Source organism: Bacillus cereus group sp. MYBK222-1, from assembly GCF_051916425.1.
Taxonomy (GTDB): Bacteria; Bacillota; Bacilli; order Bacillales; family Bacillaceae_G; genus Bacillus_A; species Bacillus_A paranthracis.
Genome location: NZ_JBQAGP010000006.1, coordinates 138368 through 158398 on the forward strand (window position 1 = coordinate 138368; position 20031 = coordinate 158398).

Below are 20031 nucleotides of genomic sequence, written 5' to 3' on the forward strand. Positions count from 1 at the left end.
CATTAATCAATACGAATACGTGGATCAACGATGCTTAGAATAATATCGGAAAGAAGAGTCCCGAGTAGCGTTGCGAATCCAGTAAATAATACAAGAGCAGTTACGACACTGAAATCACGTTGAGTGATAGATTGGAAAAATAGTTGTCCAATTCCTGGGTAGCCGAAAATATTTTCTAGAATAATAGAGCCACCAACTAAACCTGTAATTTCATATCCTAAAAATGCTGCAATTGGTAAAAATGAATTTCGTAAAATATGTCTGGAATATACTTTAGATTCTGGTACACCTTTTGCTTTTACTGTGCGTACAAAATCTTTATGTTTCGTATCAATAATTTCACTTCGTAAATATTGTACAGTTCCTACAGTGCCAATTAATGCCCCAGATAAAGCTGGTAAAATCATATGATTTAATTTACTTAAATAGTAATCAAATGATCCGGCTGCCACTTGTGGATCAACGCTACCACTCGTAGGGAAGATCGGGTATAAAAAGCCGAATAAGAATAACATTACTAATCCGAAAATAAATAGGGGTGTACCAAATCCTAAAAAGTTATAGAGTGTAATGAGTCGGTCAGCCCACGTATCATTCCAACGCCCACTTATAACGCCAAGTGGAATGGCGATTAAATAAGTAAGAATAAGAATTAGAAGAGCTAACAGCACTGTATTACCAAGGCGTTCCCCAATAATATCTGTTACTTGTATTTTATGTGCGTAAGAAATACCGAAATCTCCTTGTACGGCGTTTGAAATCCACCTTACATATTGTGTGGGAATAGGATCATTTAACCCAAGTTTCTCACGTTGTTCTTCAATTACTTTTGGATCGGCTTTTGGGTTTGCTAGTTCAGCGCCACTTAATGCATCACCTGGCATTGCTTTAGCAAGTGTAAAGACGAGTACGCTTAATACGAATAATTGCGGTATCATAACTAAAATCCGGCGTAATATAAATTTCCACATGTTTTATCACTCCCTTATGGTAATGCCACCCGGTGAGTTGGCGAGATTGGTTTTAAATCGTAAGCACGTCCATTTTCATTGAAATAATTTTCGTATGATTTTTCGTACTCAGTGCTTACTTCACGACGCAATTTACGCTGTTGTTCGCGGTTTTCCGGACGAATATCAGGAATAGCTGATATTAGGCGCTTCGTATAGATGTGCTGTGGGTTATTATAAATTTCAGCACTAGTTGCTTCTTCCACAATGCGTCCGCGATACATAACACCGATACGGTCACACATATGGCGAATTACACCTAAATCATGACTAATAAATAAGTATGTTAGTCCGAGTTCAGATTGTAAATCTTGTAAGAAGTTTAAAACTTGCGCTTGTACTGACACATCAAGTGCAGATACAGGTTCATCTGCGATAATAAGCTTCGGCTTTAGTGTAAGTGCGCGTGCAATACCAATCCGCTGTCTTTGTCCACCGGAAAATTCATGTGGGTATTTATAAATAGACTCTGGATTTAAGCCAACTTTATCAAGATAATCTTGAACAGCTCTACGCTCTTCATCAGGTGAGAGTTTCTCAAAATTCCGAAGTGGTTCAGCGATAATATCCATAACACGTTTCTTCGGGTTTAAGGATGAATAAGGATCTTGAAAAATCATCTGAATATCTTTTCGCTGTTCTCTTAGTTCTGAGCGACTTAATTTTGTTAAATCTCTATTATTAAAATGAATGCTACCGCCTGTTGCTTTTGTTAAGTGCATAATTGCTTTTCCAGTTGTTGATTTGCCGCTCCCAGATTCCCCAACGATTCCGTACGTTTCGCCAGGTTGTAGTTCGAAGCTTACGCCATCAACAGCACGAACGTAATCTAATGTACGACCGAAAACACCACCTTTAATTGGAAAGTGTACTTTTAAATCTTCTACTTTAAGCAGTGCCATGAGTTACGTCATCTCCTTTCTTATCTTGGAAGTTAAAATGTTTGTAGCAAGTGCAACGTACCCAATGGTCTGGTTTTACTTCATGTAAAACGGGATTTTCCTCGTGCTGATCAGGTCTAATCCATGGAATTCGAGCTTGGAAGCGGCAACCTGTGCGAGGCATCTTCGCTAACGAAGGAACCACCCCTTGAATTACATGCAATTTTTCTTTTTCAGCATACGCAGATGGAATGGAGTTTAATAGAGAACGAGTATATGGGTGAAGAGGGTTGTTAAAAATCTCTTCAACTTTTCCTGTTTCTACAACTTGTCCAGCGTACATAACGACGATACGATCGGCTGTTTCTGCGACAACACTTAAATCGTGAGTAATTAAAATAATGCCCATTTTCGTTTGTTCTTGAATAGATTTTAGTAAGTCTAAAATTTGTGCTTGGATGGTTACGTCAAGAGCCGTTGTTGGCTCATCTGCAATAATAAGTGCTGGGTTACAAGCAATTGCAATTGCGATAACAATTCTTTGTCTCATTCCGCCAGATAATTCGTGTGGGTATTGTTTATATGTAAGTTCTGGTTTTGGAATACCAACTTGATGAAGTAGTTCTAAGGTGCGTTCTTTCTTTTCAACTTTTGAAAGGCTTGTGTGGTAGTCTAAATTTTCTTCGATTTGTTTTCCAACTGTCATAAGAGGATCGAGTGCTGTAAGAGGTTCTTGGAAAATCATACCGATGTTTGATCCGCGTACTTTATTCATCTCTGCGGCTGACATCGTTAGTAAATCCTTATCTCTATAGTTAAGCTGCCCTTGTAATTTTGTATTTGCTTCATTATGCAGTCGCATAATGGAAAGGGCAAGTGCACTTTTTCCGCAACCTGATTCACCAACTATCGCGACAATTTCATTTTCATGGACAGTTAACGAAACATCATCAACTGCGGCATGATATTGATCTTGTATGCGAAAGGAAGTCTGTAAGTTTTCAATGCGAAGAAGTGGATTCTTCATGGCTATCCCTCCATCTTTCTGAAAAGACTAAATATTTTGTATGTTGTTGTTATTTTAATATAAATTGACAATGTTTGACAAGCATAAGTTGAGAAAATATTCAAAAATCTTTTTATATAGAGATTGGATGCATGTATATAAGTAGTTGAAGCACTTTGAAAACGCTAACATGTATAAGAGAGAGAAATAAATCTTTTGTAAGAAAAAAGTATTATATGTAGAAAAAAGAGAGACGTTCTGGAAAGAACAGTCTCTCTTTTTTTGATAAGAATAATATTAGTGCTTAAGCTTGCTTTTGTTTTGGAGATCCTGTCTTTAAAGTAAGAGCAAGGAAGAACATTGCAAGTACACAAGATACAAGTAATAAGATGAATCCGCCATCCCATCCGAATGCATCGACGATAAAGCCCATAGCAGCACTAGCGAAAGCTGCTCCGCCTAAGTAACCGAAGAAGCCAGTTAATCCAGCTGCAGTTCCAGCCGCTTTCTTTGGTGCTAAGTCAAGAGCGTGTAGACCAATTAACATAACAGGTCCGTAAATTAAAAATCCAATTGCAACAAGTGCGATACTATCAACCATTGGATTACCAGGAGGGTTTAGCCAGTATACAAGAACGGCGATAAATACACCAACCATGAATAAAATACCAGCAGGTGCGCGGCGTCCTTTAAATAGTTTATCACTCATCCAGCCGCAAAGAAGTGTACCTGGAATACCAGCCCATTCATATAGAGCATAAGCTGTACGTGAGCTACTATGAGTAAAGCTTTTTTCTTCTACTAAATAAGTAGGAGCCCAGTCTACAACACCGTAACGTACGAAATAAACAAAAACGTTCGCAATAGCGATGTACCATAAAAATTTATTGTTTAGTACGTATGTAAATAAAATTTCCTTTACTGAAAGTTCGCGTTCGCGATCTTGTACTTTTTCATCTGGTGGATATTCTCCAGTATGTTCTTCAATAGAAGGTAATCCGCAAGATTGAGGTGTATCTCTCATCGTAATTAATACATAAATACCAACTAAAATTGAAAGAATACCTGGGAAGTAAAAAATACTTTTCCAGTCATTTGCAAAGAAATATAACCCTAATGTTACAAGGGAAGGCATAAGTGCGCCACCGACATTATGAGCGACGTTCCAAATAGACATTTTTGTACCACGTTCACTAATAGAGAACCAGTGAACCATTGTACGACCACAAGGAGGCCATCCCATCCCTTGTACCCATCCATTTAAAAACTGAAGTACAAACATAAGTATAATGCTCGTTGTAATGAAAGAAAATGAGCCGAAAATAATATTAATGATACCTGATAAAAATAGCCCAGCTGCTAAAAAGTAGCGAGGATTACAACGATCGGATACGATACCCATAAGAAATTTACTTAATCCGTAAGCGATAGAAACTGCTGAAAGGATAACCCCAAGTTCCCCTTTACTAAAGCCTTGTTCAATTAAGTATGGCATTGCTAGTGAAAAGTTTTTTCGAACAAAGTAATAACCTGCATAGCCGATGAAGATACCTAAAAATACTTGTAAACGTAGTTTACGGTATTCACTATCAACGCGGTCAGCTGGTAAGCGTTCCGCGTGGGGCGCAGGTTTAAAGAATTGTGTAAAAAACATAAAATGAAAATCCTCCCCAAATTAATTCGAAGTGTCGTGAGTCAGAGAGAATATAAAAAGGCCATGAAATATAAAAAAGTTTCCTTTTTTATGATTCATAGCCGTGTACTCCGATTCTCCGTGACTGTCAATATTAACTTCGTCGAAAATTATACAACTTTGTGACAAAAATGTAAACGTTTTTATAAATAAAAACGTTGACGGATTTTATTCGTCGGATTAATATTTAAATACATTAAATATTTTATTGTTTAAATAAGAGGTGGATAACATGCCAAATGATATGATGCATATCGATAAAATTCAAGCTCTTGCCTTTTCGATTGGAAAGAAAATGCAGACGGAGTTATTAGAACAAATGCAAGCAACAGGACTTACACCACCGCAGTTTTATATTTTAAAGATTTTAGATCATTATGGAGCTTCAAGGGCGACAAAATTAGCAAAAAAGATGTATGTAAAGCCTAGTGCAATTACAGTGATGATCGATCGCTTAATTGACCAAGAGCTTGTAGAGCGTTATCACGACAAAGAGGACCGTCGTGTTGTCGTCATTGAGTTAACCAAAAAGGGGAAAGCTAGAGTAGAAGAGGCAATGACCGCTCGTAATGAGCACATTGCAAAATATTTCTCACATTTAGAATTACAAGAAAGAGAAGATTTGTTACGCCTCTTTGAGAAGTTAGAAACAATTATTTGCGGGACACAAGAGAAAAAAGAGAATAACTAAGAGGAATTGAGGAGATTACATGGAGCAACAAGAAAATATAAATAGAAAGTTGTTGTTAATCGGTTTAATCATTGCGATGCTATTTGCTGCCTTAGATGGAACAATCGTTGGTACAGCAATGCCACGTATCGTCGGTGAACTAGGCGGATTAAGCTTAATGACGTGGTTAACAACAGCTTATATGTTAACATCAACGACAGTTGTACCAATCGCAGGTAAATTAGCGGATTTACTTGGCCGTCGTAACGTATATATAACAGGGCTAGTTATCTTTATGGTTGGCTCAGCATTATGTGGTATGGCAAATGGTATGACAGAATTAATTATTTTCCGTGGTATTCAAGGTCTTGGTGGCGGTATTATGATGCCAATGGCTATGATTATTATCGGAGATATGTTCACGGGGAAAGAACGTGCGAAATGGCAAGGTATTTTTGGTGCGTTATACGGTCTTGCTTCTGTAATTGGACCACAAGTGGGTGGTTGGATTGTAGATGCAGTGAACTGGAGATGGGTATTCTACATTAACTTGCCAGTTGGTATTTTAGCAACAATCTTTATTGCAATGGGGTTAAAATCACATAAACAAACAGGACCAATTAAAATTGATATCGCTGGGATCTTTACGATGATTCTCGGTGTTGTCAGTTTATTACTTGCATTAACGTTTGGTGGAAAAGATTACGCATGGGATTCTTGGCAAATTATCGGGTTATTTGCATTAGCTTTAATTGGTATCGTTAGCTTTGTTATCGTTGAAACGAAAGCGGAAGAACCAATTTTACCGATGCATTTCTTTAAAAATCGTACATTTACATTACTAAATGCGATTGGATTCTTTATGAGTATTGGAATGTTCGGTGCGATTATGTTCGTACCATTCTTCATGCAAGGAATTGTAGGAGTAAGTGCTGCTGAATCAGGAACAATTATGACGCCAATGATGATTACAATGATTGTGATGAGTATTATTGGCGGGCAACTTGTATTAAAAGTTGGTGTAAAACCACAAATTATTACAGGAATGCTTATAATGGCTGGAGGGTTCTGGTTATTAACAACGATGGATATGCACACAACTAAATTGACTGCTACTTCTTATATGATGGTTATCGGTTTAGGAATGGGTCTTGTAATGCCGACATTAACATTAGCGTTACAAGAAAGCTTCCCGAAAAAGGATCTTGGTGTCGTAACATCATCAAGTCAGTTCTTCCGTCAAATCGGCGGAACATTTGGTATTACAATTTTAGGATCAATCATGAATAACACTTCAGGTACAACGTTAACAAAAAATTTAGTACCTGTATTAGATACATTCCCAAAAGAAGCGGGACAAATGGTAACGAAATTTAAAGATATGATTCATACAGATCCGCAAGGCTTATATTCAATGTTATTTAGTCCAGAGGCATTAAAACAAATGCCAGAAGCATTCGCTAATAGCATTGTACCAATTTTGAAAAACTCTTTAGTAGACTCACTTCATACTGTATTCTTAACAGGATTAGTATTTATCGTAGTAGGCGCTATCTTTACGATTTTCTTACAGAAGATTAAACTGTCAGATCGTAAAAAAGATGCTGAAGAGCCAGCTACAGAGGAAAAAGAACAAACTGTATCCTATTCGTAATGAAAAAGCATCGCCTTATGGCGGTGCTTTTTTGAGTATAACCTTAAAAGCTTTTTCGTGAGAAATGATTGACGTATTTCTAGAAATACGTTATATTATTTTCTGTAAACGGTTACATGAAATGGAGAGGAAAGAAAATGAGTACGATTAAAGACGTTGCAAAATTAGCGGGAGTATCTGTTGCGACCGTTTCCAGAGTGTTAAATAAAAATGGATATGTTCATGAAGATACTTTAAAGAAAGTAGAACGAGCGATTGAGATGCTAGACTATAAGCCTAGTACAGTAGCGCGTTCACTGTATAATAAAAAATCTCGTTTAATTGGCTTAGTTGTTCCAAATATCGTGAATCCATTCTTTCCAGAAGTTGCACGTGCCGTAGAAGATGTAGCGCATAAGCAAGGGTATACAGTTGTACTTTGTAACTCTGATGAAAGTTTAGAGAAAGAAAAGCAATATATTGATGTACTTAGGCAAAATAATGTAGATGGATTTATTGTAGCGACAAATCCACAAAATAGTGTGAATTACATGAACTTGTCAGTACCAGTCGTTGCAATTGACCGTATGTTTAATGAGCGTATACCTGCTGTGTATGCAGATAACTATGCGGGAAGTCAGGTAGCGACAAAGTTATTAATAGATAAGGGCTGTAAACATATTGCACATATTCGTGGACCGCGTGACGTAAGCACAGCAAATGAACGTTTTGAAGGCTTTGTAGACGTTATTACGCAAAATAATCTTTCTTATATGATTGCAGAGAGTACATTTGATCCAGCTAATAGTGAGCGTGTAGCGGTGGAACTATTAGAACAATACCCGCATATTGATGGAATTGTTGCTGGGAATGATTTAATTGCAATAGGTATCGTAAAGGCTGCGCTTCAAAAGGGGATTTCTATTCCGGATGATTTACAAATTATCGGATTCGATGGAATTTCTTTAACAGAGATGATGTATCCATCTATTACAACTGTTGCACAGCCAATTTATGAAATGGGGAAAATTGCAACAGAACTGCTGTTAGAGCAGATGGAAGGAAACGTATTAGAAGAGAAACATTATCGTTTACCGATTGAAATTATAGAACGAAATACAACGAAGTAAGGAGATGAAATAGATGCCAAATATTGCAGTAGTAGGTAGTATTTCAATGGACTTAGTGGCCGTTTCAAAAAAACGTCCGAAAGCAGGGGAAACAGTAATTGGTGAAGCATTTCATACAATTCCAGGAGGGAAAGGAGCTAACCAGGCGGTTGCTGCAGCTAGATTAGGCGCAAATGTAGCGATGGTTGGAGCGGTAGGAGACGATAATTATGGAACTGTAGTTAGAAAAAATTTAGAGAACGAACGCGTTTTTATCGACTATGTGGTACCGGTTACAGATGCGGCGACAGGAATTGCTCATATCGTTTTAGCAGAAGAGGATAACAGTATTGTTGTCGTGCAAGGAGCGAATGCTCTTGTCAATGAGTCGGTTGTAAATCGTTCAAAAGATCTTCTTATAAAAGCTGATATGGTTGTGCTTCAACTAGAGATTCCGCTTGAAACAGTAAAATATGTATTAGCTATTTGTGAGGAACACAAAATCCCGGTTATGTTAAACCCAGCGCCAGCACAAGTGTTATCAGAAGATATTTTAGAAAAGGCAACTTATATTACGCCAAATGAACATGAGTGTCGCATCGTATTAGATGATTTCACATCACCAATTGAAGAGTTACTGGCTAAATATCCAAACAAACTATTGATGACAGAAGGTTCTAACGGTGTACGTTTCCATAATGGTACAGAGATTGTACATGTTCCTAGCATTGCTGTTGATGTAGTAGATACGACTGGAGCTGGTGATACATTTAATGGTGCATTAGCAGTTGCGCTTTCTGAAGGAGAAACACTTCAAAAAGCAATTCGTTTTGCGAATATTGCTGGTGGTCTTTCTGTAACGAAACTTGGGGCGCAAGGCGGTATGCCAACGAGAGATAGAGTACGTGAAGTGCAGGTGATTGTCGGATGAAGAAGCACGGCGTATTAAATAGTGAGATTGCATCAATCCTTGCTTCACTTGGGCATACGGATACGATTGTAATTGCTGATTGCGGTTTACCAATTCCTGACGGAGTAAAAAGAATTGATTTAGCTGTTGAAATAGGAAAACCTAGCTTTTTAGATGTATTGCAAGTGGTAGCTGATGATATGGCAATTGAAAAAGTGACGTTAGCAGAAGAGGTTATTAACAATAATGCGGAAATAAATAAAGAGATTGAGCTGAAATTAGTAGAGCCAGCGTTTGAATATGTATCTCATGAACAATTTAAAGAGCATACAAAGAAAGCGAAGGCCATTATTCGTACAGGCGAGGCTACGCCTTATGCCAATGTAATTTTACATGCAGGCGTGATTTTTTAATAAAGGGAAGTGATGGGAATGCGTATTGAAATGAAAAATATTTCAAAGGCGTTCAATGGAAATCCTGTTTTGAAGAATGCACAATTTATGATTGAAACAGGAGAAGTCCATGCATTGATGGGGGAAAATGGAGCGGGTAAATCAACGCTCATGAAGATTTTAACAGGTGTATACAAAAGAGATGGTGGAACGATCACGATTGATGGACAAGAACGAACTTTTAAAAATGCGAAAGAAGCTGAAGAGTACGGTATTGCATTTATACATCAAGAATTGAACATATTACCGAATTTAACAGTAGCTGAAAATATGTTTCTCGGTAAAGAGTTAATGTATGGGAAGACAGGTATTTTACGTACGCGCCAAATGAACGCGATTGCGCAGCAGCAACTAGCAGAGTTAGGATTACATGTAAAAGGAGCTATGTTGGCAGGAGAGTTATCGGTTGGACAACAGCAAATTATCGAAATTGCGAAAGCACTAATGACAAATGCAAGCGTTATTATTATGGATGAGCCTACTGCGGCACTGACGGATCGTGAAATCGAAACGCTCTTTACAGTAATCAATAAGTTACGTAAAGAAGGTGTTTCATTCGTGTACATTTCGCATCGTATGGAAGAGATTTTCTCAATATGTGATGCTATTACGATTTTGCGTGATGGAGAATACGTGGGAAAGAGATTAATTCCAGAAACATCATTTGATGAAGTAGTGAGTATGATGGTGGGGCGCAGCATTGGTGAACGTTACCCAGAACGAAATAGTCAAATTGGCGATGTGATTTTTGAGATGCGTAATGGAACGAAAAAAGGGAAGTTTGAAAATGTATCGTTTCAGGTGAGAAAAGGTGAAATCCTTGGTGTTGCTGGTTTGATGGGAGCTGGCCGTACAGATATTATGAAAGCGATATTTGGATACGAACCTTTAGATTCTGGCCAAATTTTTATAAATGGACAAGAAGTAAAGATTGATAGTCCGATAGATGCGATTAGACAAAGAATCGCTTTCATTACAGAGGATAGAAAATCTGAAGGATTAGTGTTAGATTTCTCAATTCGGGAAAATTTGGCTTTAACGAATTTAGAAAGTCTTTCAAAGGGGAGTGTCGTAAGTAACGAACTAGAACAACAGTTTACGGCGGACATGATGAAGCTTCTTAATGTGAAAGCATCTAGTGGAGAGCAAGCGGTAAAATCTCTTTCTGGTGGAAATCAGCAAAAGGTTGTAATTGCAAAATGGCTAGGTATCCACCCGCAGTTACTCATTTTAGATGAGCCAACAAGGGGTGTTGATGTTGGAGCAAAAAAAGAAATTTACTCTATTATGAATAAGCTTACCGAAGAAGGAGATGCCGTTATTATGGTATCATCTGAGCTTCCAGAAGTTTTAGGGATGAGTGATCGCGTTCTTGTTATTCATGAAGGAAAAGTCGGCGGCATTTTAGAGAAAGATGAGGCATCACAAGAGTCTATTATGGCACTAGCTACAGGGGGAGAGTAAGGATGGCTAAGAAGGGGAATGTATTACAACAACTTGGGTCTTTAATTGGACTAGCGCTAATTATTGTAGTAATTACGGCTTTAAATCCAGCGTTTATTGAAATTCCAAATTTATTTAATATACTGCGTCAAGTATCGATTAATGCGCTTATTGCATTCGGAATGACCTTTGTAATTTTAACAGGGGGTATTGACTTATCGGTAGGTTCTATTTTAGCATTATCAAGTGCACTTGTTGCTGGAATGATGGCAAGTGGCATGGACCCGTTCCTTGCGATGGCAGTTGGATTATTAGCTGGTCTTGTAATGGGAATTGTAAACGGTATCATCATAGCGAAGGGAAAAGTAGCTCCATTTATTGCGACTTTAGCAACAATGACTATTTTTCGCGGGTTGACGCTTGTTTATATGGACGGACGTCCGATCACTGGTCTTGGTGATCATTTAATGTTCCAAATGTTTGGCCGCGGTTATTTTCTTGGTATTCCAGTACCAGCTGTTACAATGATGATTGCTTTCGCAGTGCTGTACTTCATTTTGAAGAAAACGACATTTGGTCGCCGTACATTTGCAATTGGTGGAAATGAAGAAGCAGCAGCATTATCAGGTATTAATGTTACGAGAATTAAAGTAATGATTTACGGTCTTTCCGGAATTTTGGCAGCGCTTGCAGGTATTGTCTTAACATCACGACTAGATTCTGCACAGCCGACTGCAGGTACTTCTTACGAATTAGATGCAATTGCAGCAGTTGTATTAGGTGGAACTAGTCTTTCTGGGGGAAGAGGATGGATTGTTGGTACATTCATCGGTGTACTTATTATCGGTGTACTAAATAATGGTTTAAATTTATTAGGTGTATCTTCTTTCTTCCAACAAGTTGTAAAAGGACTTGTAATCTTACTAGCTGTATTAATTGATCGCCGAAAAGAAGCGTAATGGAGGGACAGTTCATGAAGAAATGGTTACTTATACTCGTTGCATGTATTATGGTCATTACTGCTGGTTGTTCAATGGAACCACCAGAATGGGCAAAGGATTCTAGCGATAAAGGTCGAAATAAAACTATTAAAGTTGGATTCTCTGTTTCAACTTTAAATAATCCCTTCTTTGTAACTTTGAAAAAAGGTGCAGAAAAGAAAGCGAAAGATAGTGGCATCGAATTGATTGCTGTTGATGCACAAAATGATGCAGCAAAGCAAACAAATGATGTTGAAGATTTAATTCAAAAAGGTGTCGATGTAGTTGTTATTAATCCAACTGATTCAGATGCTGTTGCTTCAGCAGTAAGTGCAGCAAATGCAGCGAATGTTCCTGTTATTACAGTAGACCGCGTTGCAAATTCAGGTAAAGTTGTTTCTCACATTGCCTCTAATAACATTGAAGGTGGTCAAATGGCTAGTGATTACATTCGTGAATTAGTTGGCGAAGGAGCAAACGTTGCTGAATTAGAAGGAATCCCTGGATCTTCTGCTGCTCGTGAGCGTGGGAAAGGATTCCATAACGTAGCGGATAAATCTTTAAAAGTAGTTGCTAAACAAGCGGCTGATTTTGATAGAGCAAAAGGATTATCTGTTATGGAAAACATTTTGCAAGCGAATAGCGACATTAAAGCGGTGTTTGCCCATAACGACGAAATGGCATTAGGGGCACTTGAAGCATTGAAGTCTGCTGGAAAAACAGATGTAGTCGTTGTTGGATTTGATGCAACTGAAGATGCTGTAAAAGCGGTTCAAGATGGGCGTATGGCTGCAACAGTTGCTCAAAAACCGGAATTAATCGGAGAGAAGGCGATGCAAACAGCAAAAGAGATCACGCAAGGTAAAAAAGTGGACAAATCTATTCCGATTGAATTAGAGCTTATTAAGAAAAATAAATAAATATAAAATGAAAATTAGGAAGGAAGAATAACAAATGAAATTCTTTATTGATACAGCAAACATTAACGAAATTAAAGAGGCAAATGCATTAGGCGTATTAGCTGGAGTAACGACAAATCCATCACTTGTAGCAAAAGAAGGCGTAGACTTCCACGAGCGCATTCGTGAAATTTGCAACGTTGTAGAAGGACCTGTAAGTGCAGAAGTAATTAGCTTAGAAGCAGATAAAATGATCGAAGAAGGAAAAGAGTTAGCGAAAATTGCTCCAAACGTTGTTGTAAAGGTTCCGATGACAACAGAAGGTTTAAAAGCAGTAAAAGCGTTCTCTGACTTAGGAATTCGTACAAACGTTACATTAGTGTTCTCAGCAGTTCAAGCATTACTTGCAGCTCGTGCTGGTGCAACATACGTTTCACCATTCTTAGGTCGCTTAGATGATATCGGTCATAACGGTATGGACTTAATTCGCCAAATCGCAGAAATCTTTGCAATTCATGGCATCGAAACAGAAATTATCGCAGCATCTGTACGTCACAGTGTTCACGTAACTGACGCAGCATTAAATGGTGCACATATTGCAACAATCCCAGCAAACGTAATTGCTTCATTAGTGAAGCATCCACTAACAGATCAAGGAATTGAGAAATTCTTAGCTGATTGGGAAAAAACACAAGAGAAATAATAGAAAATCAAGAATCCTAGTTTAAGTGACTAGGATTCTTTTTTTGTATTTAAAAGAATTTTCATGCAATTTTGCATATTGTCTTTTAAATTTGTTATATAAACTATTTAATATATACAAATCACTCTTTATTTTTCATATTTTGATATAGACAGATAGAGAGTCTGACCAGAAAACTGGAGGGCATGATTCTATAACAGAAAGCTTAATGTTTATAGAATTATGCCTTTTTATCCCGCATTAACGGTCAGTAAGACTCCCACCTCAAAATTCAGCTGGGGCAAAGAAGTTAGGTGGGGAATCAACTGCCCGTAAATGCCCGATTGGTTCAACTAATAATCAGTGGGGATGAACAAACTCCCCACTGATTAAAGTTTCACTTTATATAGGGAGGGCAGAAAGTAGAGCTTTTGATTTAAATGCACTTATTTATCCCACTTTATCTGAATTTTAAGTTTTATAAAAGGAGAGAAATGAAATGAGAAGAAAAGCGCCATTTAAAGTGTTATCGTCATTAGCAATTGCGGCAATTATCGGATGCACATCTGTAATGAGTGCCCCATTAGTATACGCAGAAACACCAGCAAAAGAGAAAGAAAATGTGTCTACAACACCAATTGATTACAATTTAATTCAAGAAGATCGTCTAGCGGAAGCTCTGAAAGAAAGAGGAGAAATTAATCCAGCATCTTCTAAAGAAGAGACGAAAAAGGCTGTAGAGAAATATATTGAAAAGAAACAAGGGGACCAGGCAAATAAAGAAATTCTTCCAGCTGATACTGCTAAAGAGGCATCTGATTTCGTGAAAAAAATAAAAGAGAAAAAAATGGAAGAAAAGGAAAAGGTAAAGAAACCTGAAAAAAACGTTAGCCCTGAGCAAAAGCCTGAACCAAATAAAAAACAATTGAATGGGCAAGTTCCAACATCTAAAGCAAAGCAAGCGCCGTATAAGGGATCTGTTCGAACGGATAAGGTATTAGTGTTACTTGTTGAATTTAGTGATTATAAACATAATAATATTGATCAAACACCAGGGTATATGTATTCGAATGACTTTAGTAGAGAGCATTATCAAAAGATGTTATTTGGTAATGAACCATATACGTTATTTGATGGTTCGAAAGTAAAAACATTTAAACAATATTACGAAGAGCAGTCTGGCGGTAGTTATACGACAGATGGATATGTAACGGAGTGGCTAACAGTTCCAGGAAAAGCATCTGATTACGGTGCTGATGGTAGCAGTGGTCATGATAACAAAGGTCCAAAAGGCGCACGTGATTTAGTGAAAGAAGCTTTACATGCAGCTGCTGAGAAAGGGTTAGATTTATCTCAGTTTGATCAGTTTGATAGATATGATACAAACGGGGATGGGAATCAAAATGAACCTGACGGTGTAATTGATCATTTAATGGTAATCCATGCTGGTGTTGGTCAAGAAGCTGGTGGAGGTAAATTAGGTGATGATGCCATTTGGTCACATCGTTCAAAATTAGCAATAGATCCAGTAGCAATTGAAGGGACAAAATCAAAGGTAGATTACTTTGGTGGCAAAGTAGCAGCACATGATTACACAATTGAACCAGAAGATGGAGCAGTAGGTGTATTTGCGCATGAATTTGGACATGATCTTGGCTTACCAGATGAATATGATACGAAATATACTGGAACTGGTTCACCTGTCGAAGCTTGGTCATTAATGAGTGGAGGTAGTTGGACAGGGAAAATTGCAGGAACAGAGCCAACTAGTTTTTCACCACAAAATAAAGATTTCTTACAAAAGAATATGGGGGGCAACTGGGCAAAAATTTTAGAAGTAGATTACGATAAAATTAAGCGTGGGGTAGGAGTTCCTACATATATTGATCAAAGTGTTACGAAATCAAATCGTCCAGGTGTTGTACGTGTTAACTTACCAGGCAAAAGTGTTGAAACAATTAAACCGGAGTTTGGAAAGCATGCATATTATAGTACAAGAGGCGATGATATGCATACAACATTAGAAACACCGTTCTTTGATTTAACAAAAGGAACAAATGCAAAGTTTGATTATAAAGCAAATTATGAGTTAGAAGCAGAGTGCGATTTTGTTGAAGTGCATGCAGTAACAGAAGATGGAACGAAAACATTAATTGATAGACTTGGAGAAAAAGTAGTCCAAGGAGATAAAGATACAACAGATGGGAAATGGATTGATAAGTCATACGATTTAAGTCAATTTAAAGGGAAAAAGGTAAAACTGCAATTCGATTATATTACAGATCCAGCAGTAACGTATAAAGGTTTCGCGATGGATAATGTAAATGTAACAGTTGATGGACAAGTAGTGTTTTCTGATGATGCAGAAGGAACATCAAAAATGCAGTTAAATGGATTCGTTGTTTCTGATGGAACAGAGAAAAAAGCTCATTATTACTACTTAGAGTGGAGAAACTATGCGGGATCAGATAATGGTTTAAAAGCAGGAAAAGGTCCAGTGTATAATACAGGTCTTGTCGTTTGGTATGCAGATGATAGCTTTAAAGATAACTGGGTTGGGGTGCATCCAGGTGAAGGATTCCTTGGTGTTGTAGATTCGCATCCAGAGGCACTTGTTGGCAATTTAAACGGAAAACCAACTTACGGTAATACAGGTATGCAAATTGCAGACGCTGCATTTTCATTTGATCAAACACCAGCATGGAGTGTAAATTCATTAACACGTGGACAGTTTAACTATTCTGGATTACAAGGTGTTACAACTTTTGATGATTCAAAAGTATATAGTAATAAACAAATTGCAGACGCAGGAAGAAAAGTTCCGAACCTTGGACTTAAATTCCAAGTTGTTGGACAGGCAGAGGATAAATCAGCAGGCGCTGTTTGGATTAAACGTTAATAACAGAAAAGCACATTCTTCATATGAAGAATGTGCTTTTGAATTTGTACAGTAAGTTATTATTTTAGCTTATGTAATACAAGTGTCTGTTTATATGTAGTGTATCAAATTATGTAGGGAAAGGAAATATTTCCGAGGAAATTGTCGAAGTATCGTTGGTATTGATAAACTTTTTTTGTAAAAGAAGAAATGTAGTATTGCCTTTACCATTCAATTTATTTACATTGTTACTTAGCTACACACAAAAGTAATATATTCGGCAATAAAAAAGCGCTATTGGATAGTGCTCTTTTTTATGGATAGAAAGGAGTGAGTTACATGAAAGAAGTAATTGAATGTCCACAGTGTGAAGGGAATATTACTGCACAACATATTATGGAGCTCCCGCATCCTTTTTCATTCAAGTGTCCACACTGTAAGGTGGGGCTAAAAGAAATGAGGATCACACCATGCTTAATATTAGCGGCAATTTGTATCATTCCACTGTTTATTATAATTGGAGAGAGTATTAAGGAATTGCTAGTAAAATATTTTTCTATTATAGACGATGTCCCAACTGTATTTATTTTCTTCTTATTTTGTTATCCATTGTATTATCTCTATGAAAAATATAATGCCATATTGTTTATTAAATACGGCTTATTGAAAGTTAAAAGTTGAATAGAAGTTTATCATTAAAAAAAGACAATGATGGAATTATCCTATCATTGTCTTTTTTACTTTGTCTCTGCCTTTTACTTTGCTTCTTACGTAAATCATTCCGGCAAATGTTAATAAGAATGCAGTTCCAATAACGAAGCTGACGCTAGGGGATGCCCCGATTGCTCCAACTGTAAAGGATCCAGCAACAACGCCTAATGAGAAGAAAGCATAAAACAATCCGAATGCTTTTCCGCGTTTATCATCTGTCGTATTTTCAACAAGTAATGCATTTATTGATGGGAAAAGGATAGCGAATCCAACGCCATAAATCATCATAACGATAAAGAGCATACCTTTTGTTGCGAATAATCCAAGTAAAGATAATGCTAATGCCATTACTGTAATACCGATTAGCATTAGTTTTGAACGATTAAATCGATCGTAAATACGATTTGTTGGCAGTAAGAAGAAGAGGATAGCGGTAATGCCGAATACACTTAACATCATGCCTGTTGTAGATGCTTTAAGTGCTAATGCCTCAACTTTCACTGGTAACATATAAGTGACAATTCCTTGTGAAAACATGAGTGTGAAAGCACCAATATATGCCTGTAATAACGGCTCTGATTTCAATAATTCAAACATATCTTCTTTGTTCATCATTTGTGTTCTTGAAGTATCTTTTCTTGATACGTTATTTGGTAAGAAGAAGAGCGATACAATCGTACCGAGAACCATTAAAATAGAGATGGTAATGAACACCCACTCTATACCAGCAGTTGCTTTCATAATACCGCTGAAAGCAGGTCCTACAATTGCCGCTGTTCCAACAGCAGCACCAGACAGAGCCATTGCCTTACCTTGTCTTGCTGCATTTGTTTGTTTGGATAAAAACGTAAAGGCAGCAGGAATTAAAAATCCATCACTAAAGCCATGCATAAAGCGCACAACTAATAGTTGTTCACCACTTTGAACAACAGTGTATAACAAGACTATGAAACTCGTAAGTCCCATGCTTATATAAAGTATTTTTTTTGCACCAAATTTATCGACAGCAGCGCCAGCAATAATATTACCGATCATATTAGCGAATGAGTACATGCCGACAACTAGCCCAATAATAAGAGGGGATCCTCCAAGACTTTGAGCGAATGTACTCATAATAGGTAATTGTGAAAATGTATCTAGAAACGCTACGATAACAATAAAGTAAATAAAATATTTCAAGCGATATTCACCTCTCCTATGCTATTATGGCATAATGCGAATTTCAACCGCAATGAAATTGAATTAACAGATGTGGAAAAAAGTACAAAGTGACAAAATATTGAACGTTATTTGTTAAAAATTAGTGGAAATGAGATTGTTTTTTTGAAATATATGGATAGAAGTATTATAATAGATTTGTAAACTTCACCAGGTTAAGTATATACATAGAGAGGGATGTATAAAATGAAAGCATTACTTTGGCATAATCAACGTGATGTAAGAGTAGAAGAAGTACCAGAACCAACTGTAAAACCAGGAGCAGTTAAGATTAAAGTGAAATGGTGTGGTATCTGCGGGACAGACCTGCATGAATATTTAGCAGGACCTATTTTTATTCCCACAGAAGAGCATCCATTAACACATGTAAAAGCACCGGTTATTTTAGGTCATGAGTTTAGCGGTGAGGTAGTTGAAATCGGTGAAGGCGTTACATCTCATAAAGTGGGAGACCGCGTCGTTGTAGAACCAATTTATTCTTGTGGTAAATGTGAAGCTTGTAAACATGGACATTACAATGTTTGTGAACAACTTGTTTTCCACGGTCTTGGCGGAGAAGGCGGCGGTTTCTCTGAATATACAGTAGTACCAGAAGATATGGTTCACCATATTCCAGATGAAATGACGTATGAACAAGGTGCACTTGTAGAACCAGCAGCTGTAGCAGTTCATGCAGTACGTCAAAGTAAATTAAAAGAAGGGGAAGCTGTAGCAGTATTTGGTTGTGGTCCAATTGGACTTCTTGTTATCCAAGCAGCTAAAGCAGCAGGAGCAACTCCTGTTATTGCAGTCGAGCTTTCTAAAGAACGTCAAGAGTTAGCAAAATTAGCAGGTGCGGATTACGTATTAAATCCAGCTACTCAAGATGTATTAGCAGAAATTCGTAACTTAACAAATGGTTTAGGTGTAAATGTGAGCTTTGAAGTAACAGGTGTTGAAGTTGTACTTCGTCAAGCAATTGAAAGTACAAGTTTCGAAGGACAAACTGTAATTGTTAGTGTATGGGAAAAAGACGCAACAATTACTCCAAACAATCTTGTACTAAAAGAAAAAGAAGTGGTTGGTATTTTAGGATACCGTCATATCTTCCCAGCTGTTATTAAATTAATTAGCTCTGGTCAAATTCAAGCAGAGAAATTAATTACGAAAAAAATCACAGTAGATCAAGTTGTTGAAGAAGGATTTGAAGCACTTGTAAAAGATAAAACACAAGTGAAAATTCTTGTTTCACCTAAATAATATAGAATAGTAAAAAGTAGCTCTTTTCTAGAAATAGAAGAGGGCTACTTTTTTTCTGTACAGAAAGGTGATAGACTTTCCTGTAACTACAGGTATTTTGTTTGGAAGGGGAAGTCTCATGCTTTCATTTATGTTGACATTGAAACGAATGCTAAAAGCTTGTTTACGAGCGTGGAAAGATAAAGAATTTCAAGTATTATTCGTATTAACATTTTTAACATTAACATCTGGTACGATTTTTTATAGTACAGTTGAAGAATTACGTCCTCTTGACGCTTTGTATTTTAGCGTTGTGACGCTGACGACTGTCGGTGATGCGAATTTTAGCCCGCAAACTGATTTTGGGAAGATATTTACAATCTTATACATATTTATTGGGATTGGATTAGTATTTGGATTTATTCATAAGTTGGCAGTTAATGTACAACTGCCGAGTATATTATCGAATAGAAAAAAAGAGTAAAGCATGTGGGTGCTTTACTCTTTTTTTACATTAGTTTAGATAAGCCTTAATAATAGTTTATTAAAATGAAAGTGTATTCATTCATTATATTCACTGTGTATAAAGTTATAATGATATGAACATTTGCATATTTTGATTTAGTAATAGAAATTTC

The 20031-nt window shown here is 37.1% G+C and carries 18 protein-coding genes; 13 read left to right on the forward strand and 5 right to left on the reverse strand.

The genetic code is table 11. The features are described 5' to 3' along the window. Positions 1-2: 2 nt before the first annotated feature. The 4 genes from opp4B to glpT all read right to left on the reverse strand — a co-directional run bounded on the left by opp4B (position 3) and on the right by glpT (position 4551). Positions 3-971, reverse strand: coding sequence for an oligopeptide ABC transporter permease (gene opp4B / locus ACTFR9_RS22140; protein WP_000265445.1), 969 nt, complete (start codon positions 969-971; stop codon positions 3-5). A 14-nt stretch (positions 972-985) separates the two neighbouring features. Then, positions 986-1912, reverse strand: a complete 927-nt coding sequence (locus ACTFR9_RS22145; protein WP_001196380.1) for an ABC transporter ATP-binding protein — start codon at positions 1910-1912, stop codon at positions 986-988. Continuing rightward, complete coding sequence (locus tag ACTFR9_RS22150) at positions 1899-2918, reverse strand: ABC transporter ATP-binding protein (RefSeq protein ID WP_000795375.1); 1020 nt, start codon at positions 2916-2918, stop codon at positions 1899-1901. Before ACTFR9_RS22150 ends, ACTFR9_RS22145 begins: the two co-directional genes overlap by 14 nt. Positions 2919-3201: 283 nt before the next feature. Continuing rightward, positions 3202-4551 carry a glycerol-3-phosphate transporter gene (gene glpT, locus ACTFR9_RS22155; protein WP_000466372.1) on the reverse strand — a complete coding sequence of 450 codons (1350 nt, stop codon included), beginning with the start codon at positions 4549-4551 and terminating at the stop codon, positions 3202-3204. A 271-nt stretch (positions 4552-4822) separates the two neighbouring features. Here glpT and ACTFR9_RS22160 point away from each other — a divergent pair, with 271 nt between their 5' ends. From ACTFR9_RS22160 to ACTFR9_RS22210, 11 genes are all read left to right on the forward strand, one after another. Then, on the forward strand, positions 4823-5281 hold the full coding sequence (locus tag ACTFR9_RS22160; protein WP_001132356.1) for a MarR family winged helix-turn-helix transcriptional regulator: 459 nt from the start codon (positions 4823-4825) through the stop codon (positions 5279-5281). 19 nt (positions 5282-5300) lie between these two features. After that, a complete protein-coding gene (locus ACTFR9_RS22165; protein ID WP_000437635.1) occupies positions 5301-6914 on the forward strand; it encodes an MDR family MFS transporter in 1614 nt (537 codons plus the stop codon). A 137-nt stretch (positions 6915-7051) separates the two neighbouring features. Then, the gene (rbsR, locus tag ACTFR9_RS22170; RefSeq protein WP_000104044.1) at positions 7052-8023 is read left to right on the forward strand and encodes a ribose operon transcriptional repressor RbsR; all 972 of its coding nucleotides are present in this window, start codon (positions 7052-7054) and stop codon (positions 8021-8023) included. A 13-nt stretch (positions 8024-8036) separates the two neighbouring features. Continuing rightward, complete coding sequence (gene rbsK, locus ACTFR9_RS22175) at positions 8037-8933, forward strand: ribokinase (protein WP_001132854.1); 897 nt, start codon at positions 8037-8039, stop codon at positions 8931-8933. Beyond that, the gene (gene rbsD, locus ACTFR9_RS22180) at positions 8930-9325 is read left to right on the forward strand and encodes a D-ribose pyranase (protein ID WP_000716155.1); all 396 of its coding nucleotides are present in this window, start codon (positions 8930-8932) and stop codon (positions 9323-9325) included. Before rbsK ends, rbsD begins: the two co-directional genes overlap by 4 nt. An 18-nt stretch (positions 9326-9343) precedes the next feature. Then, positions 9344-10828 (forward strand): ribose ABC transporter ATP-binding protein RbsA, encoded by a 1485-nt coding sequence (gene rbsA / locus ACTFR9_RS22185; RefSeq protein ID WP_001217681.1) that lies wholly within the window; start codon positions 9344-9346, stop codon positions 10826-10828. A gap of 2 nt (positions 10829-10830) precedes the next feature. Next, entirely contained in the window at positions 10831-11766 is a 936-nt protein-coding gene (locus ACTFR9_RS22190; RefSeq protein ID WP_001074633.1) for an ABC transporter permease subunit, read from the forward strand. 14 nt (positions 11767-11780) lie between these two features. Continuing rightward, positions 11781-12707, forward strand: coding sequence for a ribose ABC transporter substrate-binding protein RbsB (gene rbsB / locus ACTFR9_RS22195; protein ID WP_000758978.1), 927 nt, complete (start codon positions 11781-11783; stop codon positions 12705-12707). 34 nt (positions 12708-12741) lie between these two features. Further along, entirely contained in the window at positions 12742-13389 is a 648-nt protein-coding gene (fsa, locus tag ACTFR9_RS22200; protein ID WP_000667661.1) for a fructose-6-phosphate aldolase, read from the forward strand. 478 nt (positions 13390-13867) lie between these two features. After that, positions 13868-16267, forward strand: coding sequence for a M6 family metalloprotease immune inhibitor InhA2 (gene inhA2 / locus ACTFR9_RS22205; RefSeq protein WP_048558048.1), 2400 nt, complete (start codon positions 13868-13870; stop codon positions 16265-16267). A gap of 318 nt (positions 16268-16585) precedes the next feature. After that, positions 16586-16927 (forward strand): hypothetical protein, encoded by a 342-nt coding sequence (locus ACTFR9_RS22210; protein ID WP_000665758.1) that lies wholly within the window; start codon positions 16586-16588, stop codon positions 16925-16927. A gap of 36 nt (positions 16928-16963) precedes the next feature. On the opposite strand, the gene ACTFR9_RS22215 is transcribed toward ACTFR9_RS22210, so the two are convergent. Continuing rightward, positions 16964-18136, reverse strand: coding sequence for an MFS transporter (locus tag ACTFR9_RS22215; protein WP_000873246.1), 1173 nt, complete (start codon positions 18134-18136; stop codon positions 16964-16966). 225 nt (positions 18137-18361) lie between these two features. Here ACTFR9_RS22215 and bdhA point away from each other — a divergent pair, with 225 nt between their 5' ends. Beyond that, a complete protein-coding gene (gene bdhA, locus ACTFR9_RS22220; protein ID WP_000645822.1) occupies positions 18362-19414 on the forward strand; it encodes a (R,R)-butanediol dehydrogenase in 1053 nt (350 codons plus the stop codon). Positions 19415-19532: 118 nt separating this feature from the next. Next, positions 19533-19877 (forward strand): potassium channel family protein, encoded by a 345-nt coding sequence (locus ACTFR9_RS22225; protein ID WP_000948232.1) that lies wholly within the window; start codon positions 19533-19535, stop codon positions 19875-19877. The last annotated feature ends 154 nt before the right edge of the window (positions 19878-20031 follow it).

Excerpts from the sequence above, each read along its gene's own strand:
- opp4B (WP_000265445.1), bottom strand. The coding sequence starts at position 971 with ATGTGGAAATTTATATTACGCCGGATTTTAGTTATGATACCGCAATTA.
- ACTFR9_RS22145 (WP_001196380.1), bottom strand. The coding sequence starts at position 1,912 with ATGGCACTGCTTAAAGTAGAAGATTTAAAAGTACACTTTCCAATTAAA.
- ACTFR9_RS22150 (WP_000795375.1), bottom strand. The coding sequence starts at position 2,918 with ATGAAGAATCCACTTCTTCGCATTGAAAACTTACAGACTTCCTTTCGC.
- glpT (WP_000466372.1), bottom strand. The coding sequence starts at position 4,551 with ATGTTTTTTACACAATTCTTTAAACCTGCGCCCCACGCGGAACGCTTA.
- ACTFR9_RS22160 (WP_001132356.1), top strand. The coding sequence starts at position 4,823 with ATGCCAAATGATATGATGCATATCGATAAAATTCAAGCTCTTGCCTTT.
- ACTFR9_RS22165 (WP_000437635.1), top strand. The coding sequence starts at position 5,301 with ATGGAGCAACAAGAAAATATAAATAGAAAGTTGTTGTTAATCGGTTTA.
- rbsR (WP_000104044.1), top strand. The coding sequence starts at position 7,052 with ATGAGTACGATTAAAGACGTTGCAAAATTAGCGGGAGTATCTGTTGCG.
- rbsK (WP_001132854.1), top strand. The coding sequence starts at position 8,037 with ATGCCAAATATTGCAGTAGTAGGTAGTATTTCAATGGACTTAGTGGCC.
- rbsD (WP_000716155.1), top strand. The coding sequence starts at position 8,930 with ATGAAGAAGCACGGCGTATTAAATAGTGAGATTGCATCAATCCTTGCT.
- rbsA (WP_001217681.1), top strand. The coding sequence starts at position 9,344 with ATGCGTATTGAAATGAAAAATATTTCAAAGGCGTTCAATGGAAATCCT.
- ACTFR9_RS22190 (WP_001074633.1), top strand. The coding sequence starts at position 10,831 with ATGGCTAAGAAGGGGAATGTATTACAACAACTTGGGTCTTTAATTGGA.
- rbsB (WP_000758978.1), top strand. The coding sequence starts at position 11,781 with ATGAAGAAATGGTTACTTATACTCGTTGCATGTATTATGGTCATTACT.
- fsa (WP_000667661.1), top strand. The coding sequence starts at position 12,742 with ATGAAATTCTTTATTGATACAGCAAACATTAACGAAATTAAAGAGGCA.
- inhA2 (WP_048558048.1), top strand. The coding sequence starts at position 13,868 with ATGAGAAGAAAAGCGCCATTTAAAGTGTTATCGTCATTAGCAATTGCG.
- ACTFR9_RS22210 (WP_000665758.1), top strand. The coding sequence starts at position 16,586 with ATGAAAGAAGTAATTGAATGTCCACAGTGTGAAGGGAATATTACTGCA.
- bdhA (WP_000645822.1), top strand. The coding sequence starts at position 18,362 with ATGAAAGCATTACTTTGGCATAATCAACGTGATGTAAGAGTAGAAGAA.
- ACTFR9_RS22225 (WP_000948232.1), top strand. The coding sequence starts at position 19,533 with ATGCTTTCATTTATGTTGACATTGAAACGAATGCTAAAAGCTTGTTTA.